Source organism: Streptomyces sp. PSU-S4-23 (assembly GCF_055632315.1).
On sequence record NZ_JBVMUU010000002.1, the window covers coordinates 2,816,230 to 2,840,282 of the forward strand.

The window sequence follows — 24,053 nt, forward strand, 5'->3', positions numbered from 1 at the left end:
GGGCGCTGACGCGTCCTCAGAGCACGGTCGCCCCGAAGGCGACCCCGCTCGCCGGAACCCCGCCCTCGCCGGGCTTGATCGTCACGGCCGGCGCCCCGCCGGAGGCGACGCTCCAGGGGAAGCCGTAGACCGCGCGCCCGTCGGCCGGGCCGTACGGCACGCCGACGTACAGCAGCGAGGGGGTGGCTCCCAGGGAGAGACCGGTGAGCATGCGCGGCGCGGGCCCGGACGGAATGCCGTACCCGGGGTCGATCCAGACGTCGGAGGCGCCGGGTGCGCCGACCATCGGGACGATCTGGACGCCGCCCTTCTCTGCGTGCTCCTCGGACGACTCCTCGCCGGGCACGCCGATCGCGAGCCGGGTGGTCGTGCCCGTGGAGGTCGCGCTGGGGGAGGTGTTGACGGCTGCGAGCCGCCTGCCGAAGAAGTCGCCGGGCTCGGCCTCCTGGTCCACGTCCGCGGTGTTCTGGTCGATCCAGGCGGTCTCGGTGAAGGTGCCGCTCGCCGTGAGGCGGAAGACCTGCACGGCGCCCGCGTCCACGGTCGTGGACAGGTCCTCGCCCGGAACTCCGACCGCGAGCAGCGACTCGGTGGTGGAGGTGGCGCCGGAGGGGCGGTACGGGACCATGGCGAGCGCGGCGCCGAACTGGTCGCCGACCTCCTCGGCCCCGCTGACCGCGTCCTGGTCCTGGCCGATTCCGCCGAGGGGCGTGGGGTGTCCGGAGCTGAGCGTGTGGCTGAACGTGGTCACGGCGCCGGCGAAGGTCGTGGTGCCGAGCGCCTCGCCGGGTGCGCCGACCGCGAAGTGGGTCGGGGTCGCGGCGAGGGTGGACCCGAAGCGGTCGTCCTGCTCCGCCACTCCGGGTACGGCGCCGCCGGTGCTGGTGTCCTGGTTGATGCCGACGACGGTCTGCGCCGTGCCGTAGACGTAGGCGAAGCCGCCCGCGTCCTCGACGGTGCCGATCGACTCGCCGGGGATGCCGATCAGCAGGTACGGCGTGCCGCCCGAGGTCTTCCCGGCCGCGACCGCGTATCCGACCCAGTCGTCGGCCTCCGCGGTGCCGCCCAGCGCCTTGTCGGTGCCCTGGTAGAACTCCTTCACGGCCTTGCCGCCGGCGTTCAGCCCGGCCGGGGCGCCGTAGATCACATGTACGTTCCCCGAGTCGGCCGCGGTGCCGATGTCCTCGTACGGGGCGCCGACCACCAGGTCGCTGCAGCCATCGAGGTCGGCGTCGTAGACGGCCAGTGAGTAGCCGTACCGGTCGCCCGCCTCGGGGGCGCCCGGTATGTCGGCCGTGGCCTGCGAGAGGGTGAGGGCGCCCTTGCCGCCGCCGTAGACGACGTGCACCACCCCCGCCTTCGGCACGCCGTCGACGCTCGCCTCGGGGTCGGCGATCGCCGTGTCCCTGACTCCGTCACCGTTGAAGTCCGACTCGCTCCCCGAGGGACACGCCACGGCGGCCGCGGCGGGTGTTCCCCCGGTTCCGGCCCCCCAGGTCAGTAACGCAGCTGTCAGACAGGCGGCGGCAGCTCGCCGCCACGTTTTCCCCACCCCTGGCACAGACACCCCTACCTAAAGAGGATCTAAAAAAGGTCAAGTGATCCTCTCTTTACTTGAAGTGCACATGCAATACGGTTGCCCCTTCCTCAGCGCGTGACAAAGGTCACAATTGCTTCACATGCCCTCCACAGGGTCCGCACCACACGCCACCGGCAACCCGGCCCGAGCGCTCGAGGTGACCGTGACCGCGCGCAGCCGGACCGGGCTCCGTCTGCGATGTGACCGAGCGCCTGGACCTGGAGCTCAGGGCTGCGGTCGTCGTCCGTCCAGCAGACGTCGCCGCGGAGGCGAGCGCGTCCAGACCTTTGACCAGCCGGCCAGGTCCTTCGGGAACAGCGACAGCGCCAGGCGACTGTTCACAAACCCCGAATTACCAGGCGCTCATTCCGCCAGGAGCCTTAATGAACGCAGCCGCTCGGCGTGCAGTGCAGTCCGCCGATAAGGCGCAAGTCAGAGGTTGACGATGCGGCCTCGAAATACGAGATATCGACGTATTCCGCGCCGCCGGGCTGGTCGATCGTGAGCGTCCCCGCGAAGGGCCAGGCGCCTGCCACGCATCGCATGCTGGTCGAACCGTAGTCGTGGATCACTCCGTTCCCCGCCCTGAACCAGCCCTGTCGGCACCCCGATCCACTCGCGACCGTGTTGACACCCTCGAACCCCACGGACCGGTTGTACCAGCTCAACTCCCCCTTGAGTTCGGTGTTGCCGTAGCTGATCACGAACGGCGTCACGGAGTTGGCCGCCGCCTGCGCCGACGAGGCGGGCAGCAGAACGGACATCGCCATGAGCGAAGACAGCAGCACCGCGACCTGCTTCCACTTCTTCATTTCCAACTCCCTTATTCGGGTACGAACGGGTTTCCTCGACGAGTGAACGGGAAGGACTTCAGTCCTCGATCCGAGCCACTCATCCGTCCCGTCGGCGTTGATGTGCACGAGCGTGACAATGACGTTCTCCAAGGCCCATTTTCGGGTCTCGTCGCATGGGGTCTCATCGACGGTCAGGACGGCAACTCCGGCTGCAGCTCGGCGGACACCATGTCGAAGATTCCCCAGTAGCCCTCGACCCAACTGCCGTCCGGCAGCCCTGTGCGGGTATCCACATGGCTGAATGCCTCGACGCCGACCCATCCCTGGAACTCGCCGAGATCGTCGATGACCTGGAGCATCGGGCGGGGATGCGAGTTGTACAGGTAGCAGGGTTGCCCCTGGGCCAGAGACTGGCACCAGTACTCCTCAGTGTTGCGCCTGCCCCCGCCGATCTCCCCGATGTAACGCACGCGATCCTTGTCTGTACCCGCGCACGAGGTATTGGGCTGGAGCCAGCCCATGCACGGGCTGCCGCTGCACAGCCTCCACGGACCTGGGGCAGCTCCGAAGGTCCATGTGCCCCCCGCCCCCTCGCGCCCGACGATGCCCGTCCTGGTGGCGGGGTCGGACGATGACGCCTTGGCCACCACGAAGGCACCCCGATAAGGCTGCGCGTTGTAGCGCGCATCGTTGACGAGTTGGCTCATCGACGCCCGGCTTGCCCGGTCCAGTGATGCGTTGCTGCCGTATCCCACTCCGAAGTTCGCTGAGTACGTGGAGAACGCACCCGGCGCCGGGATCTCCACATCGTTCCCGTAGGCGCCGTAGAACGTGGGGCTGGTGATGCGGGCCATACCCCCGGCGGCGAGTTCGGCCGTCACGTTCCAGTGCTCGGTGAGGGGTTGCGCCAGGGTGGCTCCGGCGGCGGTCATGGTCCACGTCACAAGAAGTCGTCCGTCGGACGAGTAGCCGAAGGTACCCGAGTAACCGCCGGTTGGGGTGCCGGTGAACCCGTCGACCGTACGCACAGCACAGGCCGGGACGTCGCCGCCGCAGTTCGCGGTCATCGCATCCACCCGAACCGGTTGGTCCCGCTGGTTCCAACTCCAGTAGCTGGTGGTCACCGTTCCGTCGGCCTGGAAGACGTAGTACCCGAGTCTCACCCAGTTCCGGTAGTTGTTCGTCGACGCCAGGTTCATGGAGCCCACGGAGACGACCCAGTTCGCCTTGCCTCCGGGCAGCGGAGTGACAGCCTGCGCAGGGCCGGCGGAGAACAGCATCGCCGCCAGGAGAGCACCCAACGCGAGCAAAGCGCTGGCAGGTCTTGCGACGGCTGCTTTCACCACGGTCCTCACCAGAGCTCCACTCTCCCAGGCGCTCCATGGAGCGCATCACGACTTCTCTTACCCGGAGCCCTCGAACTGGTTCACGGCAAGATCGTGAACCAGTTCGAGGGCTCCGGGTAACAAAGGGTGTATGCGACCGACGGCAGACACGGAGACCGCGTGAACCACTCGCCCGGCAGACTCGGCGATGACGCGTCGGTCATCGCCGGTTCCCTGGCCCAGCCGGAGCTTTTCGGTGAGCTCTTCCACCGGCACGCGGCAGTCATCCACCGGTACGCAGCCCGAAGGCTGGGCGAGGACGCGGCCGAAGACATCACCGCCGAGACGTTTCTGACCGCGTTCCGCGCCAGGGCGCGATACGACCTCACCCGGCCGAACGCACAGCCGTGGCTGTATGGAATAGCCGCCAACCTGGTCGGAAAGCAGCGCCGTGCCGAAGTGAGAGCCCTCAAGGCACTGGCCCGTGTCGGTCGCGACCCCGTCGCCGACACCTGGACCGAGCGCAGCGACAGCCGTGTCGCCGCCCAGGCGGCGCAGGGGCCGCTCGCCGGCGCGCTGGCCGATCTTTCGCCGGGCGACAGGCACGTCCTGCTCCTGGTCGCCTGGGCCGATCTCGGCTACCAGGAGGTGGCCGAGGCACTGTCCATCCCCGTGGGCACGGTGCGTTCCCGCCTCAATCGAGCCCGCAAGAAGATCCGCATCGCCCTCGGAGGCGTGGACCCCACGCTCGTACGCGACTTTCCGGGGGTGGTCGGCAGTGGATGAAATGACCGCAGTCCGACAACTGCGCGCCGACGCTCCCCTGCCCGACCACAGCCGGCTCGCCCCCGCGCATCAGCGGCTGCTGACCGAGATCACCAGCCCGCGGCGCGGGCACGCATGGTGGAAACTCAAGGCGATCGGCACGGCGGTCGCAGTGGTGGCAGCGGCCCTGTTGTCCACGCTGACGCTACGGCAGGAAACGACGACACCGGCAGTACCCGTTCCCCGGCCGACCCAGTGGGTGTACCAGCACGTCCGGTTGGACACCTGGCAGTGCGGTACCACCATGACCACCTACGAATACAGCGAAACAGGGTTCCTCAACCTCGCGCCGACTTCTCAGCCATGCCACATGAAATCAACAAAGCAAGTCAATACGGAAAGATGGATCCGCTATGACGGCGAAGCGCTGGCCATGCCGGACAGGAGCACGAACGATCCGAACGACGTAGAGGTGTGGAAGGGCCGGTATCAGACCGGATGGGACATGCTGTCGCCCGAAGACTCGGACGCTCTGGTGGCCGCGCTCCCCGACGACCCCGAGGCCGCGCTGACGCTGATCCGCAAGCGGTCCGTCCCCAGCCGACTCGCCAGTACAGCGCGCCTGACCCAAGCCCAGCGCGACTTCGCGGAGGTCGTGGAGATCCTCTCCGGAACGCCGAACCTGCCGCCCGAAAAAGCCCGGACGATCATGCGGATCATCACCAGCCTCAAAGGAGCGAGCAAACCCGTCAGGGTGACCGACGGGGCGGGGCGGGCAGTCCTCGCAATCGGCATCAACGGCCATTTCCGTGACTACTCGTACGAGCGCAACGGCATGCAGGTACTCCTGGACGCCCGTTCCCTCGCCTATCGAGGCGTCCGTTACATCGCCGGACTCGACTACTACGTGGGCGGCCGGTCCTCGGGGGGACCGTTCGTGGCGAAGGGTACGGTGCTCGCCACGGCCACCCGGCTCTCCACCGGCATCGTCGCCAGGGCGGGCCTGCGTCCATGACGGCCACGGGTCACGACGACGTCCGCCCGCCACATTCAGCGCTGCCGGGCGAGCAACTCGGCGGCTGCCGCAGCCGCCGAGTCAAGAGCCTCCTTGGGACTCTTCTCACCGGACAGCGCTGCCCGAATCTCGGGAGCGAGCAATCCCATGAGCTGACGAGCGGACGGTTCGAGCTCTCCGGGGAAGGTACTCGCCAGGGCCGCCTGGTACTGCATCGCATAGGGTGAATCGCTCGGCACGATGACATCGGTACGCGGTGACAGGTAACCGCTCATCCTGCCGATGGACTTGATCTGCTCCGGCTGGGTCATGAAAGCGAGGAACTTCTCCGCCACCCCCTTGTGCCGCGATCGGGCATTTATGGCAAGAGCACCGGGAATACCGAACGCGACCTCACGGGCAGGGCCCTTGAGCGGCGCGCCCACCAAGACGTTCTCGGCGCCCCAGAGCTTCGCCATCTGATCGGCATCGGCCGGGACGGCGGAGTAGCCCATCGCCGCCTGCTGATTGCCGAGTGCCTGGCCGACGATGTGGTTGTCGTTCGTCAGCGACGACTTGGGGACCGCGCCCGCCCGGTAGAGCGCCACGAGGAAGGTGAGCGCCTCAACACCCTCAGGGCTGTTGAAGGCGGCCTTCTTGCCGTCCTCGGAGAAGACCCTGCCACCGGCCTGCCACAGCAACGGGTAGAAGTTGAGGTTCAGAGAAGCATTGTCGCCGGCGGAGTAGTCGAGGACGGCGATACCCTTCCTCCGCAGCTTGGGGGCGGCGGCCCTGATCTCGTCCCAGGTAGCGGGCGGCATGGTGACACCGGCATCTGCCAGCAGCTTCTTGTTGTAGATCGTGGTCGTGACCGTCTGATAGACGGGCGCGCCGTAGATCACGCCTCTCTGCGTCACCGCTTCCAGGGCGGCAGGCAAGAACTTGTCGGCACTGCGGCCCAATGCCCCCTTCACCGAGGCGATGACACCACCGGCGGCAAACCGCGAAATCTGGTCCGGCGTCAGGAGTACGACATCCGGTCCCCTGCCGCCGGCAAGTGCGGTGGCGATCTTCTCATCGCGGCCTCGCCACGGCTGCTGCTCGACGGAGAGCCGCACGCCAGGCGTGCTCTTCTCGAAGTCCTTCTCGATCTGCTCCCAATACGCGGCGCCGGCCTTGTGGTCAGCGATCACCGGGTAGACCCAGACAGTGACGCTTTTCGGCGCCGAACCAGGCCCGTCCCCGCACCCGGCGACGACGAGAGCGAGCGTCAATGCCAGAGATGCCGCAGCACGCCGGATGCCTGAGTTCATGTGTTCCCGGAAGCCATGAGAAGAGAGAACCAGATTCCCGAATCCTACAGAAGATCCGATTCGGTCGGACAACGGGGCACCTGACGGGCGACCGAGAAGCTGAACATATAGCATGACCTGCTGAACCCGTCACAGCCGGACGGGGTGGGAGCACGACTTCACGCCAAGCACCGCTGATTACACAACAAGGGCACATGTCACATATCGCCCATGGAGTCCGCGGATAGTGCGCGCACATGGGCATGGAGACGAGCACGGCCCGTGACACGCGCCGGGACCCTGCCCGTATGCTCGCCGCCGAGGCCAACAGCGGAAGGCAGAGAAGTGAACTACAGGGTCCAGCCCAGCGCCCAGGTCGACGAGACCGCCGAGATCGGTGATGGAAGCAGCGTGTGGGAGCTCGCGCAGATCCGGGAGGGCGCCCGCCTGGGCAAGGGCTGCGTGATCGGCCGTGGAGCGTACGTCGGCTCGGGCGTGCGGATGGGCGACAACTGCAAGCTGCAGAACTACGCGCTCGTCTACGAGCCGGCCGAACTCGGTGACGGTGTCTTCATCGGCCCCGCCGTGGTCCTCACCAACGACCACAACCCGCGCTCGGTAGACCCCGAGGGCACGCTGAAGCGTGGCGGCGACTGGGAGGCCGTCGGTGTGAAGATCGCCGACGGCGCCTCGATCGGCGCGCGATCGGTGTGTGTGGCCCCGGTCGAAATCGGCCGGTGGGCCATGGTCGCAGCCGGCGCGGTAGTCACCAAGGACGTCCCGGACTTCGCGCTGGTCGTCGGCGTGCCCGCCCGGCAGATCGGCTGGGTCGGCCACGAGGGTGTCCGCCTGGTCGAGCGTGAGGACGAGGCCGGGGCGTGGGAGTGCCCGAAATCCGGCCGACTGTACATGGAGACAGCCGAAGGGACGCTCACCGAGGCAAAGTGAGCGGGCAGCCGGAGGCGGGCCCCGGGAAACCGGAGCCCTCGGTCCTCCAGCCCCATCGGTGCCCGGACCGCGCGGTCCGGGCAACCAGGACACACAGCGAGGACCACGCATGTCGCAGACCGACGTCAAGGTTCCGGCCCCGGCGGACGCGTACGGCCCGGAGCACCCCGGGGAGAGGTCGGCCCCCCGGCTCTACGCACTGGACGCGCTCCGGGTAGTGGCGGCGCTGTCCGTGCTGATATTCCACTTCACCGGTGTGGACGCAGCAACCCGGGCGAACTGGGGTGTGAACCCCAAAGAGCTGTTCCCCTGGCTCTTCCCGGTCACCTCGTACGGCTCGTACGGCGTCCAGTTGTTCTTCATCATCAGCGGCTTCGTCATCTGCCTGTCCGCATGGGACCGCACACCCGGCCAGTTCGTGCGGGCCCGCTTTCTGCGGCTCTTCCCTGCCTACTGGTTCTCGATAGTCGTCGCCGTCCTCGTCTGGCGGGGGCTGCCCGACGGCGTGCGCAAGGCGCCCAGCGTCAGCGAGTCGCTGACCAACCTGACGATGTTCCAGGTGCCGCTCTCGGCCCGGCATCTCGTAGGCGCCTACTGGACGCTGTGGGCGGAGCTCACCTTCTACCTGATCTTCCTGATAGTGCTCTGGAAGGGGCTGGACTACACCCGCGTCTCCGTCTTCTGCTGGCTCTGGCTGCTCGCGAGCGTCCTGGTGCAGCAGGACGACGTCCCGCTGCTCGGCGTCTTCGCCCAGCCGCTGAACACCGCACTGTTCGTCTCCGGCATCGCGATGTACCTGATGTACCGCTTCGGCCCCGACCTCAAGCTGTGGGGCCTGCTCGGCGCGAGTTGGCTGGTGATGCAGAGCGACCTCGTCGAACACGCCGACCACCTGCGCCACGACAAGGGCATGGACCGCGACCCGTACATCGCCCTCGCCCTGGTCACCGTCTTCTATCTGCTGGTACTCGTCGTCGCGTTGCACAAACTCGACCGGATCGGCTGGAAGTGGCTGGCCTCGGCCGGTGCACTGGTCTACCCGCTCTATCTGCTCCACGAGGAGCTCGGCTGGGCGATGATCCGCACGATGTACGGGCACATCGGGGCGTGGGCCACACTCGGTGCCACCACGGGGGCGCTGATCGTGCTGTCGTGGCTCGTGCACCGCTTCGTGGAGAAGCCGTCGCAGAGGTGGCTGCGCGCCACACTGGAGAAAGAATCCCGTCGACACACGGCGAGCACCCAAAGCTGACCCCGGGTACGGGAAGGGGCTCGTCCGGCGGACGAGCCCCTTCCGTACCCGGAGGTGTCAGCCGCCGATCACGACGCGCCGGACACCCTTCCACGCCTCCGAGTCGGTCGTGCGACGCCCATCGACGAGCACCGTGACATCTGGCAGGTCGGCAGGGCTCAGGGAGCGGTACTCCGCGTGGTCGGCCTGCAGGATCGCGGCGGTGACCTTCTCACCCCGGTGAGGCGTCAGGCCCAGCGCGGACAGCTCGTCAGCCGTGTACATCGGGTCCGAGACAAAGGGCACCGCGCCGCGCGCCCTGAGGGCTTCGACGGTCGGGAAGACGCCCGAGAACGCGGTCTCCTTCACTCCGCCGCGGTAGGCGGCGCCCAGCACGAGCACGTTGACGCCGGTCAGCTCCCCGTAGGCGGCGGCGAGCAGGTCGACGGCGTACTCCGGCATCGCGGCGTTCGCCTCGCGGGCCGAACGCACGACGGTGGCCGCCGGGTCGTTCCACAGGTACATCCGCGGGTAGATCGGGATGCAGTGGCCGCCGACGGCGATGCCCGGCTGGTGGATGTGGCTGTAGGGCTGCGAGTTGCAGGCGTCGATGACCTTCTTGACGTCGATGCCGTTGGCGTCGGCGAAGCGCGCGAACTGGTTCGCCAGACCAATGTTGACGTCACGGTAGGTGGTCTCGGCGAGCTTGGCCAGCTCGGACGCCTCGGCCGTGCCCAAGTCCCACACACCGTTCGGCTGGGGCAGGTCGCCACGCTCGTCGAAGTCGAGGACCTGCTCGTAGAAGGCCACACCGCGGGCGGTGGACGCCTCGTCGATACCGCCGACCAGCTTCGGGTAGCGGCGCAGGTCGGCGAAGACCCGGCCGGTGAGCACACGTTCCGGCGAGAAGACCAGCTGGAAGTCCTCACCGGCGGTCAGGCCGGAGCCCTCGGCCAGCATCGGCGCCCAGCGGGTGCGGGTGGTGCCGACCGGCAGCGTGGTCTCGTACGAGACGAGGGTGCCCGGCTTGATTCCCTGGGCTATCGCCTTCGTGGCGGCGTCCATCCAGCCGAAGTCCGGCACGCCCTCGGCGTCGACGAACAGCGGCACGACCACGACCACGGCATCGGACTCGGAGACCGCCGCCGCGGTGTCCGTGGTCGCACTCAGCAGACCGGCGTCGACGGCCTGCTTGAGCTTGACGTCCAGGTCGTGCTCACCGGGGAAGGGCTCGACGCCGGCGTTGACCAGTTCGACGACCTTCTCGTTGACGTCCGCGCCGATGACCCGGTGGCCCTTGGATGCGAACTGCACGGCCAGCGGAAGACCGATCTTGCCGAGCGCTACTACACAGATGTTCATGGACGATCGCTACTTCCTTCTGGAACCGTTCGGCTTCTTGGAGCCGATCGACTTCAAGCCGACGGCACAGGACTTCAGCTTCCTGGCGACGCGCCTCATGGCCCGGTAGGCCAGGTGCCGCTTCGGCGGGTACATCTGAGCCGTGTCGATCACCACACGACCCTTGTCGTTGACCAGCGCGGAGGCACGGTACGGATCCTCGGGACGGCCCCAGCGGCGAGCCAACGGCATCGGCTTGTCCCTGCCGCGCACGGCGATCTCGTAGGTCTCGCCGGCGACGTCCACGTACACGCGGACGCCTAGTTTCACGGTACGCCGTTCCAGCGGGACACGGGCGTGCAGCACGGTGGCGGCGCCGTCCTCGGCGGGCTCCACCTCGACCTTCCCGACCGGCGCGGGCAGCATGTGGTCCGCGGGGAGCCTGCGGGCGCCGTGCTTGTTCGCCGACTTGGGCATGGCGCCCCGGACCAGCCGCAGGGTGGCGCCCTCGACGTCACCGACGACGGGCACCCGCACGGAGGCCGTGTAGACGAAGCCGTCGCCCGGCTGCTCCCACCCGGACCCGAGCAGTTCGGTCCCTGCGGCGAGGGGGCCGGGGACCGCCTCACCGATCAGCTCGTACACACGGTCGGACAGGTCCGGAAGAGGAACGCGGAAGCCCGGGTAACGGGCGTAGGCGCGGTCGCCCTCGACGACGAAGGGGGGCGGCGCGCCGTGCTCCTCCTCGAAGGTGATCGCCTCGCACAGCTCGTCGACGGCGCCGGCCTGGGCCAGGGCGATGCGCACCCGGCGCTTGACGTCCATCCGGTCACGGACACCGTCGGTGAAGTACGCCTCGGCGAGCCGGGCGATGCCCGCGCAGATCTCCCGCTGCACGACGCGGCCCAGGCCGGGGAAGTCGTCCTGCACGAGCTTGGCCAGTTCCCAGGTGAAGTGCCGGTGCAGTACGGCATCGCGCTGGGGGCCCGCCTCGAGGAGACCGGCCGTGAAGTCCATGATCTCGGCCGTGCAGCGCAGCCGGGACAGGTGGTCGGCCCGGTAGGTGATGTTGCTGGCGTCGCCGCGCTTGACTGCGTAATAGCAGACGTAGTCGGCCACCACCGAGATCTTCCGCGCGCGCACGCATGCCTCGATGGTGAACGGCTGGTCGCTGCCGACGGGCAGGTTCTCGGGGAAGCGCAGCTTGTGCTTCTCCACCAGCTCCCGGCGGAAGAGCTTGGTGTTGGCCAGGGTGAACGGCAGGGCGGAGTCGTACAGGTCGACGTCCCGGTTGCCGTCCTTGAACAGCGCCTGGTGCACGTACCGGCCGTTCGTGCCGACCATCCTGCCGACGACGACGTCCGCCTCCCCCGCGTCGGCGCAGGCCACCATGCGCTCCAGGGCCTCTTCGCCGAGGTAGTCGTCGGAGCCGATGAAGTACACGTACCGGCCCCTGGCCGCTTCCAGCGCGCGGTTGCTGGGCGCGGCGGGGCCGCCGGAGTTGGCCTGGTGGATCACCTTGACGGTGTCCGGATACAGCCGCGCGTACCGGTCGAGTTCGCGGCCGCTGTCGTCGGTCGATCCGTCGTCGACCGCGACGATCTCCAGCCGGTCGCGGCCGATGCTCTGCCCCACCAGGGAGTTCAGGCACTCCGTCAGGTAGGGCATGGTGTTGTAGACGGCCACGACGACAGTGACGTCGGGAACTTCCCCGCTCATGAACCCGCCTTCGATGATCTCGCAACCAACCGGGTGTACAGCTCGTCCAGCACCTCGGCCTGCGCCTCCCAGGTCCAGGCGTCGAGCAGCCCGGGCTTGTCGTAGGCGGCCCGGTACCTGTCGGGGTCGGCCAGCACGGCCCTGATCGCGCGCACGAGGTCGTCGACGTCCTCGGCCCGGCATATCTCACCCTGGCCCGTGGACCGGGTGACCTCGGACATCGTCTTCACGTCGCTCACCACCAGCGGCAGCCGGGCGTGCGAGTACTCGAAGAACTTCGTGATGAGGGCGATCTCGTGGTTGGGCCAGTGGTGGATCGGGATACATCCGGCGTCCGCCGCGGACAGGAAGCGGACCACCTGCCAGTGCTTGACGTACGGGACGGCGTGCAGCCGGTCTCCGACACCGAGTTCCTGCGCGCGCTGCAGCAGGCCTTGGATGTAGGCGGCCGCAGGCGACGGCACGACGAACGCCATGTGGACGCCGTCGAGCTTCGGCAGGGCCTCCACCATGTCGCCGAGGCCGCGCTGCGGGCCGGGCGAGCCGCTGTAGACGACCAGGGGGACCTCAGGTCCTATGCCGCACAGTGCGCGCAGGTCCGGCTCCGGCTCGGTGTCCTCGAGCGCCGAAACCCGCTCGGCGGGGCGGTCGGGAGCGTTCAGGACGACGGTCGGCTGCTCCTTGAGGCCGTGGCGCTCCTTGAGCAGGTCCCCCAGGCCATCGGAGACGGTGACCACGGCGTCGGCGAACGGGGCGTACTCGCTCTCGTGCGCGGTGTTGCCGGGGATCCAGTGGGCGTTGTCCTCCCACGGGCGGACGCCGGGCAGGTACTCGTGGGCGTCCCACACCAGCTTGACCGAGCGGCCCTTGGCGCGCGCCCGGATCGCGGCGCGGGCACCGACCCCGAGCATCCGGAAGTCGTTGGCGTGGATCAGGTCGGGCTTGAGGGCGTCGATCTCCTTGCCATAGGTCAACTCGTAGTCCCACAGGACCGGTTCAAGACGGCGCCAGGCGCGCTTGCCCTTGACGGCCTTCCACAGGGCGGTGAAGGCGCGGTCGACCGGCCCGCGCAGGGCACGGCCCGCCTTCTGCGCCCGGCTGGTCTGGCGCGCGCGGAACCCGACCCACTTCTGCATGAACCTGGACACCGGCCCGGCCGCCAGAAGGCGCAGCGCCTCGACGCGCCGGAACATCGGGCTGCCCACGGCCTGCGGTGCCACCTTCAGCGCGGCCCTGCGGGTGGCCACGTCCGCCCGCCATGCCTTGGCCCACTGGCGGCGGTAGGCCGACATCGGTCCCGGCGGGTAGGCGAGCGGACTGCGCAGAGGTGAGCGGTGCCGCTCGGCGTGCCGCTTGGCCAGTGGCGTCTTCAGCGGCAGCAGCCGGACCTCCGCGTCGCCGAGCTTATAGCTGCGCCCGCTGCCGGAACGCACCAGGCCGAGCAGTACCACGTCCCAGCCGACGGCCGCCGCGGACTCGGCGGCCTTCTGTACCCGCGAGTCGTTCTGGACGTTGTTGTCGACCAGCATGACGACGCGGCCTTTGGCCGGTCGTGGCGCGTCGGTGCTCTGCGCTTCCATGAACAGCCTTTCTGAACTGGTCACTTCAGGAACTGGCCCAGGACTTGGGCGGTCCAGGTTCCGTCGTGGTACGTCCGGGCGAACTCGACGGACCGACGACCGATACCGGCCGTACCCTCGGGGTCGTCGACCAGCCCCTCCACCACCTCGCGGAGGGTGTCGGGGGTGGCGCCGACGATGGGCAGGGCACCATCCGTCGCGGCCTTCACACCGTCGCTGATGTAGGCGACGACGGGCTTGCCCGCGGCCATGGCCTCCACGGCGAAGGTGCCGTAGCTGCCGGTGGTGAACTGGTCTAGCACAAGGTCGCAGCTCTGCACGAGCTCGCGCATCTGCGCCCATGGAATGCCCTCGGCGAGCCGGAACTCGATGACCCCCTTGTCGTGGAGCTCGGTGAGCACCGGCATGATCCGGTCGGTGCCCTTGGTCCACCGCTTCGACGGGGCGTGGAGCACCAGCGGGCGTTTGCGCTCCATGACCGGGCGGTCGGTGGCCCAGCTCTCGACATCCACCACCAGCGGTGTCCACTTCGCCGTCGGCAGGTCCTCCAGGAGGTCCGGGGTCGTGACATAGAGCGGCAGACCGAGGTCGGACGCGATCCGCTTGTTCAGCTCGGCTTTGGCCTGGAGCTTCTTCGCGATGCCGTCGGGGGCGTCATGGAAGAGCGAGAACGGGTGGCGCGCCATGTGATTGCCCGGGTGGCGGATCTCGCTGCCGTGCGCGAGCAGTGCCACCTTGATGCCGGCCTGCTTCAGCGCGTCGAGATCACCGGCGATGGACGTGCCGTTGAGGTGGCCGAACACCGGCATGAAGGCGTCGACGAGCAGGTGCGTGCAGCGGCCGATGATCCGTTCCATCTGCTGGACCTGCACGTCGAGGTCCCGCAGCCGGTCCGCGTCGACGTACACGTCGGCCGGGTAGTCGAAAGACTCCGGCCGCTTGTTCATCACGACCTCGGCGGACACGTCCGGGTTCTGTCGCGTGATCGCCTGCGCGAACGCGGCGCCCTGCCCTGCGTAGTTGGCGGGGCCGAGGCCCAGCCGGACGCGGGTGTCACCGATCTTCCGCCACATCGGCCGGCCGTCGGCATCGGTGGTCTCCGCCGTCCGGACGGCGTCGGGGGTCTCCTGCACCGTCCAGGACACCTCGGGGCGTGGGCCGGGCGGCGTCCTCTTCGACAGGTCGCGGTACAGCCGCAGCAGCTTGCCGCTCTGCGCTTCCCAGGACAGGTCGGTGAGGACGTCCTCGGTGATCGCATCGGCGAGCCTGCCGTGGTTCTCCATGGCCCGTGCTGCGGCCTTCGCGAAGGTCTTCGGGTCGTCCCAGGTCCACACCTCGCCCAGGCCGTGCTCCTCGACGTACGCCTTGATGACCTTCACGTCGCTGGTGACCAGGGGCAGCCCGGCCTGAAGGTACTCGGAGACCTTCGTCGGCAGCGACACCTCGCAGTTGGGGACGCGCCGGAAGGGAGTGAGTCCGAGGTCGGCGGAGGAGAGGTAGTCGGCGACCTCGTGCTGCGGCACGTACGGCACGAGGTGGACCCGGTCGCGTACGCCGAGGGACTCGGCCCGCGCGAGCAGTGTTTCGAGCAGCGGTGTCATCCGGCCGTGGACCAGGGCGAGATGGAAGCCCGGCAGTTCCGGCAGACCCTCGATGACGGCGTCCACTCCGCGCTCCGGGCCGATCCATCCCGAGTAGACCATGAGCGGCACGTCGGGACCGAGGCCGCATGCCTCACGCACCGACGAGGTGGACCTGCCGGCGCCGATCACCTCGCGGACCGGCGCGTTGCCCACCACCAGCGGCGGCTTGGGCAGTCTGTGGTCCTCCTGCAGCAGCTGGGCCATCTGTGAGGAGACAGTGACCACCGCGTCGGCACGGCCGATGAACTCGGCCTCCACCGCAGGCAGTGCGTACGCCTGGCGGGGGTCGGGCCATTCCACGCCCCTGACGTACTCGTGCGCGTCGTACAGCCAGGAGCACGCGTGGCCGCGTGCGCGCAGCCGGGCGGCGCTGAGCGCGGCCGTGGCGATCATCGTCACATCGTTGGCGTGGATGACGTCCGGCTCGATCTCCTCGATCACCGGGCCGAAGGCCAGGTCCAGGTCGACCACCTGCGGCCAGTCGAGACGCCAGTTCCGGACCGGGTCCTTGGGCTTGCGCCGCTGCTCCCACTTGTAGGCCTGCACGCGCAGCGTGTGCACGTACCGGCGGGCGCGCAGCACCGCCTTGATGGACGTACGGCGCGGGGCACCCGCCCAGTTGCTCTCGGCGGACTTCTGGCGGACCCAGGCCTTGTAGGCGGCGTTGTAGCGCTTCAGGGCCGCCTGGTCGGGAAGGTGGTACTGGGTGGCGGCCGCTCGCAGCTTACGTCCTCTGCGCGCCTTCGCACCGCGCATGTAGTCCGCTCCCACCGGCACCCGGATCACGTCGACGGGCCCCATCTTCGACCGCTGTACGCGCTTGGTGTCGCTCCTGCCTATCAGGGTCACGTCCCAGCCGTCTCGCGCCGCAGCCACAGCGGTCTTCTGCACGCGCGAGTCACCCGTGATGCCGTTGGCAACGATCACTGCCAGTCTCGGCCTGCGAGCACGGGGTTCCATCAGGTACTTCCTCCAGGTAGTACAGGAGTGCGGCCCCCCTTGTCTCGAAGGGGGGCCGGGGAGCAACGGCGGCGCGCCGGGCTTATCGGGCGGCCAGGTGCTCTTCCTGGTCGATAAGGACGGTACTGCCACCGACGGCCGACTCGAGCACCGCCGCCGCGACCTCCACCGTCCGCATGCCCTGGCGCAGGGTGCAGATGTCGGCGGGCTTGCCGAGTACGGCGTCCCGGAACAGTTCGTGCTCGACGAGGAGCGGCTCCCGCTTCTGGATGGCGTAGCGGATCATGTCGCCCTCGGAGACGCCCCGGAATGCCTGCAGCATCTCCCACTCGGTCGCCACCGCGGCGTTGGAGTGGAAGGTCAGGTCCGCGGTGAGGGTGTCGGCGATGAAGCAGCCGCGCTCGCCGGTGACCGAGGTGAAGCGCTCCTTGAACGGGCTCAGCCAGTTGACCAGGTGGTTGACCATGGTGCCGTCGTCGAGGCGGCCGACCGCGGAGACCATGTCCTCGTGTTCGCGGCCGCTCTTGTGGACGGTGTGCGCGGCGATGGACACGTACTCGTGCCCCGTCACCCAGCCGGTGAGGTCGATGTCGTGGGTGGCGAGGTCCTTGACCACCCCGACGTCCGCTATGCGGTGCGGGAAGGGGCCCTGGCGGCGGGTGACGACCTGGTAGATGTCGCCGAGCTCGCCGGCCTCCAGACGGGACCGCAGCGACCGCAGAGCGGGATTGCACCGCTCGATGTGCCCCACACCGGCCACCAGGCCGCGCGACTCGAACGCCTCGACGAGGCGGCGCGCCCCTTCGACCGTGTCGGCGACCGGCTTCTCCACCAGCGCGCACACACCGGCCTCGGCGAGCCGCAGGCCGACCTCCTCGTGCAGCCCCGTGGGGCAGGCCACGACGGTGTAGTCGACGCCCAGGTCGATGAGTTCGTCGACGGTGTTCACGATGGGCGCGCCCTGGGAGGCCCCGTACTTGTCGCCCATCGGGTCGACGATGCCGACGAAGTCGACACCTTCCAGGCCGGCGAGGACACGGGCGTGGTGGCGCCCCATGGAACCGAGGCCGATGAGTCCGGCCCGAAGGGGTCTGGCGGTGGTCACAGCTGCTCTCCCAGCGCGTTCACGGCGGTCACGATGCGCTCCAGGTCTCCCGCCGACAGCGCGGGGTGGACGGGCAGCGACACGACCTCGGCGGCCGCGCGCTCCGTCTCGGGCAGTTCCCAGGCGCGGCCGGCCTTCTGGTCCGGTTCCCAGTACGGCTTCAGCCGGTGGATCGGGGTCGGGTAGTACACGGCGTTGCCGACGCCGGCCTCGGCGAGGCGCGCCATGGCGGCGTCGCGGTCGCCGCGGACCCTCACGGTGTACTGGTGGTACACGTGCCGGGCGCCCTCGGCGACCTTCGGCGTGACCACGTTCGGCGCGGTGATGTGCTCCGTCAGGTACGCGGCGTTGGCGATGCGCTGCTCGGTCCAGCCCTCCAGCTTGGCGCGCTGGACCCGGCCGATCGCCGCGGAGACGTCCGTCATGCGCATGTTGGCGCCGACGATCTCGTTCGCGTAGCGCTGCTCCATGCCCTGGTTGCGCAGCAGCCGCAGGGTGCGGGCGAGTTCCGCGTCGGCGGTGGTCACCATGCCGCCTTCGAGGCTGTGCATGTTCTTGGTCGGGTAGAAGCTGAACGTCCCGGCGGTGCCGAACGCGCCGACCGGGGTTCCGTCGAGCGAGGCGGCGTGCGCCTGGCAGGCGTCCTCCACCACGGCCAGGCCGTGCCGTTCGGCGATGGCCGTGATCTGGCCCATGGCGGCCGGGTGGCCGTAGAGGTGGACCGGCATGATCGCGGCGGTGCGCGGTGTGATGGCCGCCTCGACGGCCGCCGGGTCCACGCAGAAGGTGTCGGGCTCGATGTCGGCGAAGACCACGTCGGCGCCCACGAGCCGCACGGCGTTGGCGGAGGCGGCGAAGGAGAACGACGGCACGATGACCTCGTCACCCGGACCGAGGCCCAGCGCCAGCAGTGTCAGGTGAAGCGCGGAGGTGCCGGAATTGACCGCGACGCAGTGCCGCATGTTCACCAGCTCGGAGAACTCCGCCTCGAAGGCGGCCACCTCGGGGCCCTGTACGACCCTGCCGCTGCGCAGGACGCGCACGGCGGCCTCGATCTCCTCCTCCCCGATCACGGGCTTGGCTGCTGGTATCGGCTCGTGGGTGTCGGTCATCGACATCCCCCTCCTCTTCGGCGACCACGAGGGCGCACCACTTCGTGACGGGTCGGGAAGGGACGGTGCCGAGCGCGCGTGTGTCCGCTCCCTGAAACGTTCGCCTGCAGACGTGGCCGGCGAACGGTGTTCGCTGAAGACCCTCCCCCAGAAGGTTCTTGCGAGAGGACAGCCGTGCTGTGGACGGGACGACCGGACACGTACGTCGGCTGTGGTCCGGCGCGCCTGCCAGCGGCGGCTGGAACCGCAGTCACGTTACCAGCACAGAAGCAAAGTTTTTCCTCAGGGTTACGACAGAGAGACCTTGGCTTGACGGCTGATCGGTCACATCCGGCACGCAGAGTGACCAGGTCGTCAAGGACGGGCGACGGACCTTGGACACGCCGCGGCCGGCCCGGGCGCGGGACACCGGGTTCGGTGTCCCGCGCCGTTCGCTCAGGCGCCCCGAGGGGCGGTCCCGGTCAGTCCTCCGTGGGGGCGGAGACGGACGGGGCCGCCTGCTGCGCCGCCGCCGTCTTCTTCGAAGCGGTCTTCGCCGCCTTCTTGGCCGTCGTCTTCTTCGCGGCCGTCTTCTTGGCCGCGGTCTTCTTGGCGACGGTCTTCTTGGTGGCGGCCTTCTTCGCCGTGGCCTTCTTGGCCGCCTTGCGCGCCGTCTTCTTGGCGGGCGCCGTCGCCTCGGCCTCCGCCTCCGCAGGGGCCTCCGCCTCCGCCTCTGCGGGGGCCTCCGCCTCTCCCGCCGACGGGACGACCAGGACGGCCGCCTCCTCGGACGAGGTGGGCGCGGTGGCCTTGCGCACGGCACGACGGCGCGGACGGGCCGGAGCGGCGCTCTCGGCGGGCGCCTCGGCCGGCTCGACGGCCTCCTCCGCGCCGGCCTGCGGCCCGGCCTCGGCCGGTGCCTCCTCGGCGGCCTGCGGCTCGGGTTCGGTGACCGTCACCACGACCTCCTCGGGCGTGCCGGGCGCACCGGCCGGCGCCGACACCTTGCGGGTGGCGCGGCGGCGCGTACGACCCTTGGGTGCGGCCTCCTCCTCGGCCGGAGCGGGCGCCTCGGCGACCGGCGCTTCGACGGCCGGCGCCTCGACGGCGGGCTTCGCGACGGCCGGCTCCTCGGCCGCCACCGGCTCCGCCTCCGCCTCCGCAGCCTGGGCCCGCTTCGGCGCACGCTCGCCGGTACGGGACTTCGGGGCCCGCTCCTCGGTCCGCGGCGCACCCGCCGGGGCCGACACCCGCCGGGTCGCCCGGCGCCGCGCACGGCCCCGCGACGCGGCGGCCTCCGCCTCGGCGATGCTGCTGTACAGCTCCTCGTCCGGCGCGAAGGCCTCCGCGGCGGCCGGCTCGGGCAGCGCGACGACCGCGGGGACCGCCTCGGGCTCCTCGGCGGGCGCCTCGGCCTCCGTGACCGCCGCCTCACGCGTCTCCGGCTCCTGCTCGGCACCACCCCGGCCGCGCTTCTTGCGCTTGCCGCCGGCGGGCGGGGCCGCCTGGTCCATGTGCACGATCAGGCCGCGGCCGTTGCAGTGGACGCAGGTCTCGGAGAAGGACTCCAGCAGGCCCTGTCCGACGCGCTTGCGCGTCATCTGCACAAGACCCAGCGAGGTCACCTCGGCCACCTGGTGCTTGGTGCGGTCCCGGCCCAGGCACTCCAGCAGGCGCCGCAGCACCAGGTCCCGGTTGGACTCCAGCACCATGTCGATGAAGTCGATGACGATGATGCCGCCGAGGTCGCGCAGCCGCAGCTGGCGCACGATCTCCTCGGCCGCCTCCAGGTTGTTCCTGGTGACGGTCTCCTCCAGGTTGCCGCCCTGGCCGGTGAACTTGCCGGTGTTGACGTCGATGACGACCATCGCCTCGGTCCGGTCGATCACCAGCGAACCGCCGCTGGGCAGCCAGACCTTCCGGTCCAGCGCCTTGGCGAGCTGCTCGTCGATCCGGTAGGTGGCGAAGACGTCGACCTCGCTGGTCCACCTCTGCAGGCGTTCGGCCAGGTCGGGCGCGACGTGCGAGACGTATCCGTGGATGGTCTCCCACGCCTCGTCACCGCTGACGACGACCTTGGAGAAGTCCTCGTTGAAGATGTCGCGCACGACCCGGACCGTCATGTCCGGCTCGCCGTACAGCAGCGTCGGCGCGCTGCCGTTCTTCGCCTTCTTCTGGATCTCCTCCCACTGCGCCTGCAGCCGCTCGACGTCCCGGCGCAGCTCCTCCTCGCTCGCGCCCTCGGCGGCGGTGCGCACGATGACGCCCGCGTCCTCGGGGACGATCTTCTTGAGGATGGTCTTCAGCCGTGCCCGCTCGGTGTCGGGCAGCTTGCGGCTGATGCCGGTCATCGAGCCCTCGGGCACGTACACCAGGTAGCGGCCGGGCAGGGAGACCTGGCTGGTCAGGCGGGCGCCCTTGTGTCCGATCGGGTCCTTGGTGACCTGGACGAGGACCGACTGCCCGGACTTCAGCGCGGACTCGATGCGCCGCGGTCCGCTCGCGAGGCCCAGCGCCTCGAAGTTGACCTCACCGGCGTACAGGACGGCGTTGCGGCCCTTGCCGATGTCGATGAAGGCGGCCTCCATCGACGGCAGGACGTTCTGCACCTTGCCCAGGTAGACGTTGCCGACGTACGAGGTCGACTGCTCCTTGTTGACGTAGTGCTCCACGAGCACACCGTCCTCGAGCACGCCGATCTGTGTACGATCGCCGTTCTGCCGGACCGCCATGACGCGCTCGACGGCCTCGCGGCGGGCGAGGAACTCGGCCTCGGTGATGATCGGCACCCGGCGGCGGCCCTGCTCGCGGCCCTCGCGGCGGCGCTGCTTCTTGGCCTCCAGGCGTGTCGAGCCCTTGATGGACTGCACCTCGTCGCTGGGGTGCTCCTCCTTCTTGCGGGGCTCACGGATCTTGACGACCGTACGCTCGGGTTCGTCGACGGCCGACTCGGCGCCGGGCTCCTCACCGGCCCGGCGGCGGCGACGGCGGCGGCGACGGCTGCCGGCCGTGGCGGCGGAGGACTCCGGCTCCTCGCCGCGCTCCTCCTCGGCCGCCTCCTCGGCGTCCTCCTCCACCTGCTCGGCGGTGTCCTCGGTGTCCTGCGCGGCCTGTTCGGCGGCGAGTTCCTCGCCCTCCGCGCCCTCGGGGGCCTCACCACGGCGGCGGCGACGGCCACCGCGGCGACGGCGGCGCCGCGCACCGGGCTCCTCGGCCTCCTCACCCTCGGCGGCCTCCTCGGCCTCCTCGGCCTCCTCAGGCTCCTCGGGCTCCTCGGGCTCCTCCACCTCTTCGGTGGTCTCCGGCACGGGGGCCCCGGCCTCCTCCTCGCCGCCCCGGCGACGACGACGGCGACGCGGGCCGGCGGCCTCCTCCGGCTCCTCGGCCTCCTCGTGCTCCGCGGCCTCGGCCGCAGCGGCAGCGGCGGCCCGCTCCGGGGTCTGGAACATGGGCTCGGTGAACACCGGCGCCTGGAACACGGCGACGGTGGGCCGCGCGGGCCGCTGCACGGCCTCGGGCGACTCCTCGGCGGCGGACTGCGCGGGCTCGGCGAAACCGGCGGCTGCCTTGCGGACGACGCGACGGCGCGTGCGGCGCGGGGCGGTCTCCTCGGCGGCCGGCTCCACCGCCTCGGCGGCGGGGGCCTGAGCGGCCGGGGTCTCCGCCTCGGCGGCGGGGGTCGGAGCAGCCGGGGTCTCCGCCTCGGCGGCGGGGGCCTCCTCGGCCTCGGTCTCCTCCACGGCGGCGGGCGCGGACACGCGGCGGGCGGCCCGGCGACGGGTACGGCGGGGGGCTTCCTCGGCGGCGGGGGCCTCCTCGGCGGGCACCGGCTCGGCCGCCTCGCTCACCGGCGCCTCCGCGACATCCGCGGTGACGGGCTGAGCCTCGGTGACCCCGACGCTCTCGATGGCCCCAGGGGCCTCCGCGGCCACGGGAGTCCCGGCTGCCTCGGCAGCCGCCGGGGCCCCGGCGGGCGAGGTGGCACGGCGCGCGGTCCGACGACGGGTGCGCCGCGGGGCCTCCTCCTCGGCGGCCGGCTCCGCCGCCTCGGCGGCAGCGCCGGCCGCCTCCGCGGCGACATCGCCGCCCGCGGGCACCACGACCTCCGCGGCCTCCGCCGCCGGCGCGCCGGCAGGCGCCGACACACGCCGCGTCGCACGACGACGCGCACGAGGCGCCACGGGCTCCTCGGCCGGCTCGTCGGCTGTGGCCGCGGCAGGCACCTCGGCAGCGGCGTCGCCGCCCGCGGGCAGCACGACCTCCGCGGCCTCCGCGGCCTCCGCCGCCGGCGCGCTGGCAGGCGCCGACACACGCCGCGTCGCACGACGACGCGCACGAGGCGCCACGGGCTCCTCGGCCGGCTCGTCGGCTGTGGCCGCGGCAGGCACCTCGGCCTCCTCGGAAACGGCGGCCTCGGCCTCCGCCTCCGTCTGCTGGATCTCTTCTGCCCCGGTGACCTCGCCGGTCTCCATGTCCTCCGCGGCCGGTATGGCCGGCGCCGCAGGGGTCACCACCTCGCCCGCCGCGGGGTCGGTGGTCGCGGCGTCGGCCTCGGCCGACGGCGGGCCGGCCGGCCGCGACGCGGCGCGGCGCCGGCGGCGCGGGGGCAGGGTGTCACTGGGGGTGTTGTGTTCGGAACCCTCGATGGGTTCGGTCGGTTCGAGCATGCGGGCGTTTCTCCCGTCAGGCTCCCGGGCGCCGCGCCTGGTCCGGCATCGCCGGTGACGTCCGCGGCTCGCGCGTCGCGCGGTGCCGCCGTCCGGGGCGCGGGCGCCGCACGGGAGCTCTCTGTGTCCTGTCTCGCCGGTTCCGTACGCAATGTACGTACGGCCTGGCGAAAGTCTTCTGGTGGGTGCGCTGCCCGACCCAGGTGGCTCCCGAGTACGAGGGCGGCGCTACGACGTCCGTCCCTACGCGGGACCGTCCTTACTCCGGCGCCGTCGCGGCGGCGGATGCGGCGGCCACGGGTGGCTCGGTCGCCGCCGCCTCGCGGTCGGGCGCGAGCGGGTCGGTCACCGTGCCGGTCTCTTCATCGAGCAGCCCCTGCGCCAGCCTGGTCACCGCTGCGGGGACCGGCGGCGCCAGGTCGGCCACGGCGCGGAGACCGGACAGGACGTCGTCGGGTCGTACGGCAGGCGTCACGTGCCGAACAACCAGCCGCAGTATCGCACAGGGCTGGTCGGTCGGCCCATCACTGTGAGCTTCCAGACTCACGACCGCGGCGCGGGCGTCGAACGTGCGCACGCCGTTCTTGGTCAGTCGCTGCACGTCGACGGTCCCGGCCGCGTCGAAGGCCGCCACCGCGCGCTCTGCGTCCGCGAGGGCCACGCCGTTCAGGCGCAGGTCCCACACCGACGCGTCGAGCCGGTCGGCGAGCCCGGAGGTGCGGGCCTCGACCGCCTCGACGATGTCGAGCCCCGCGGGCAGCGACTCGTCGAGGAGCTCACGCAACGTGTCCGGATCGCGCGCCTCGGTGAGCGCGATCTCCAGATACTCCGCCTCACTGCCCGTGCCGGTGGGTGCGGCATTGGCGTACGACACCTTCGGATGCGGCGTGAACCCGGCCGAGTACGCCATCGGCACCTCGGCCCGGCGCAGCGCACGCTCGAAGGCGCGCTGGAAGTCACGGTGGCTGGTGAACCGGAGGCGGCCGCGCTTGGTGTAGCGCAGTCGGATGCGCTGCACC

The 24,053-nt window shown here is 70.3% G+C and carries 16 protein-coding genes; 4 read left to right on the forward strand and 12 right to left on the reverse strand.

Translation table 11 applies throughout. The annotated features are described in order from the left end of the window. Positions 1-16 precede the first annotated feature (16 nt). The 3 genes from ACZ79I_RS13460 to ACZ79I_RS13470 all read right to left on the reverse strand — a co-directional run bounded on the left by ACZ79I_RS13460 (position 17) and on the right by ACZ79I_RS13470 (position 3,728). Complete coding sequence (locus tag ACZ79I_RS13460; RefSeq protein WP_471497267.1) at positions 17-1,456, reverse strand: FG-GAP repeat protein; 1,440 nt, start codon at positions 1,454-1,456, stop codon at positions 17-19. Between the two features lie 503 nt (positions 1,457-1,959). After that, positions 1,960-2,391, reverse strand: a complete 432-nt coding sequence (locus ACZ79I_RS13465; RefSeq protein ID WP_471497269.1) for a hypothetical protein — start codon at positions 2,389-2,391, stop codon at positions 1,960-1,962. Positions 2,392-2,564: 173 nt separating this feature from the next. Further along, the gene (locus ACZ79I_RS13470) at positions 2,565-3,728 is read right to left on the reverse strand and encodes a hypothetical protein (RefSeq protein ID WP_471497271.1); all 1,164 of its coding nucleotides are present in this window, start codon (positions 3,726-3,728) and stop codon (positions 2,565-2,567) included. 150 nt (positions 3,729-3,878) lie between these two features. Here ACZ79I_RS13470 and ACZ79I_RS13475 point away from each other — a divergent pair, with 150 nt between their 5' ends. Both ACZ79I_RS13475 and ACZ79I_RS13480 read left to right on the forward strand, forming a co-directional pair. Beyond that, on the forward strand, positions 3,879-4,484 hold the full coding sequence (locus ACZ79I_RS13475; RefSeq protein ID WP_471497273.1) for an RNA polymerase sigma factor: 606 nt from the start codon (positions 3,879-3,881) through the stop codon (positions 4,482-4,484). After that, positions 4,477-5,478, forward strand: coding sequence for a hypothetical protein (locus ACZ79I_RS13480; RefSeq protein WP_471497274.1), 1,002 nt, complete (start codon positions 4,477-4,479; stop codon positions 5,476-5,478). The genes ACZ79I_RS13475 and ACZ79I_RS13480 overlap by 8 nt, the downstream gene beginning before the upstream one ends. A gap of 35 nt (positions 5,479-5,513) precedes the next feature. Here ACZ79I_RS13480 and ACZ79I_RS13485 read toward each other — a convergent pair whose 3' ends face one another. Then, positions 5,514-6,770 (reverse strand): ABC transporter substrate-binding protein, encoded by a 1,257-nt coding sequence (locus tag ACZ79I_RS13485; protein WP_471497276.1) that lies wholly within the window; start codon positions 6,768-6,770, stop codon positions 5,514-5,516. A gap of 324 nt (positions 6,771-7,094) precedes the next feature. Here ACZ79I_RS13485 and ACZ79I_RS13490 point away from each other — a divergent pair, with 324 nt between their 5' ends. Continuing rightward, entirely contained in the window at positions 7,095-7,697 is a 603-nt protein-coding gene (locus tag ACZ79I_RS13490; protein ID WP_471497278.1) for an acyltransferase, read from the forward strand. A 109-nt stretch (positions 7,698-7,806) separates the two neighbouring features. Further along, positions 7,807-8,949 carry an acyltransferase family protein gene (locus ACZ79I_RS13495; protein ID WP_471497280.1) on the forward strand — a complete coding sequence of 381 codons (1,143 nt, stop codon included), beginning with the start codon at positions 7,807-7,809 and terminating at the stop codon, positions 8,947-8,949. A 57-nt stretch (positions 8,950-9,006) separates the two neighbouring features. On the opposite strand, the gene ACZ79I_RS13500 is transcribed toward ACZ79I_RS13495, so the two are convergent. The 8 genes from ACZ79I_RS13500 to ACZ79I_RS13535 all read right to left on the reverse strand — a co-directional run bounded on the left by ACZ79I_RS13500 (position 9,007) and on the right by ACZ79I_RS13535 (position 24,052). After that, entirely contained in the window at positions 9,007-10,290 is a 1,284-nt protein-coding gene (locus ACZ79I_RS13500; protein ID WP_471497281.1) for a nucleotide sugar dehydrogenase, read from the reverse strand. Positions 10,291-10,299: 9 nt separating this feature from the next. After that, positions 10,300-11,988 carry a glycosyltransferase family 2 protein gene (locus ACZ79I_RS13505; protein ID WP_471497283.1) on the reverse strand — a complete coding sequence of 563 codons (1,689 nt, stop codon included), beginning with the start codon at positions 11,986-11,988 and terminating at the stop codon, positions 10,300-10,302. Continuing rightward, a complete protein-coding gene (locus tag ACZ79I_RS13510) occupies positions 11,985-13,568 on the reverse strand; it encodes a glycosyltransferase family 4 protein (protein ID WP_471497285.1) in 1,584 nt (527 codons plus the stop codon). The genes ACZ79I_RS13505 and ACZ79I_RS13510 overlap by 4 nt, the downstream gene beginning before the upstream one ends. Positions 13,569-13,588: 20 nt before the next feature. Continuing rightward, complete coding sequence (locus tag ACZ79I_RS13515) at positions 13,589-16,171, reverse strand: glycosyltransferase (protein WP_471497287.1); 2,583 nt, start codon at positions 16,169-16,171, stop codon at positions 13,589-13,591. A gap of 82 nt (positions 16,172-16,253) precedes the next feature. Continuing rightward, positions 16,254-17,276: a Gfo/Idh/MocA family protein gene (locus ACZ79I_RS13520; protein WP_471497289.1), complete on the reverse strand. Its 1,023-nt coding sequence runs from the start codon at positions 17,274-17,276 to the stop codon at positions 16,254-16,256. Further along, positions 17,273-18,388 (reverse strand): DegT/DnrJ/EryC1/StrS family aminotransferase, encoded by a 1,116-nt coding sequence (locus ACZ79I_RS13525; RefSeq protein ID WP_471497291.1) that lies wholly within the window; start codon positions 18,386-18,388, stop codon positions 17,273-17,275. The genes ACZ79I_RS13520 and ACZ79I_RS13525 overlap by 4 nt, the downstream gene beginning before the upstream one ends. A gap of 461 nt (positions 18,389-18,849) precedes the next feature. Continuing rightward, a complete protein-coding gene (locus tag ACZ79I_RS13530) occupies positions 18,850-23,034 on the reverse strand; it encodes an Rne/Rng family ribonuclease (RefSeq protein WP_471497293.1) in 4,185 nt (1,394 codons plus the stop codon). 259 nt (positions 23,035-23,293) lie between these two features. Beyond that, positions 23,294-24,052, reverse strand: coding sequence for a TIGR03936 family radical SAM-associated protein (locus ACZ79I_RS13535; protein ID WP_471497295.1), 759 nt, complete (start codon positions 24,050-24,052; stop codon positions 23,294-23,296). Position 24,053 lies beyond the last annotated feature (1 nt).

Bases quoted from the DNA above. Each gene is read 5' to 3' on its own strand.
- ACZ79I_RS13465 (WP_471497269.1), bottom strand. From the start codon at position 2,391: ATGAAGAAGTGGAAGCAGGTCGCGGTGCTGCTGTCTTCGCTCATGGCG.
- ACZ79I_RS13485 (WP_471497276.1), bottom strand. From the start codon at position 6,770: ATGAACTCAGGCATCCGGCGTGCTGCGGCATCTCTGGCATTGACGCTC.
- ACZ79I_RS13495 (WP_471497280.1), top strand. From the start codon at position 7,807: ATGTCGCAGACCGACGTCAAGGTTCCGGCCCCGGCGGACGCGTACGGC.
- ACZ79I_RS13500 (WP_471497281.1), bottom strand. From the start codon at position 10,290: ATGAACATCTGTGTAGTAGCGCTCGGCAAGATCGGTCTTCCGCTGGCC.
- ACZ79I_RS13505 (WP_471497283.1), bottom strand. From the start codon at position 11,988: ATGAGCGGGGAAGTTCCCGACGTCACTGTCGTCGTGGCCGTCTACAAC.
- ACZ79I_RS13510 (WP_471497285.1), bottom strand. From the start codon at position 13,568: ATGGAAGCGCAGAGCACCGACGCGCCACGACCGGCCAAAGGCCGCGTC.
- ACZ79I_RS13515 (WP_471497287.1), bottom strand. From the start codon at position 16,171: ATGGAACCCCGTGCTCGCAGGCCGAGACTGGCAGTGATCGTTGCCAAC.
- ACZ79I_RS13525 (WP_471497291.1), bottom strand. From the start codon at position 18,388: ATGACCGACACCCACGAGCCGATACCAGCAGCCAAGCCCGTGATCGGG.
- ACZ79I_RS13530 (WP_471497293.1), bottom strand. From the start codon at position 23,034: ATGCTCGAACCGACCGAACCCATCGAGGGTTCCGAACACAACACCCCC.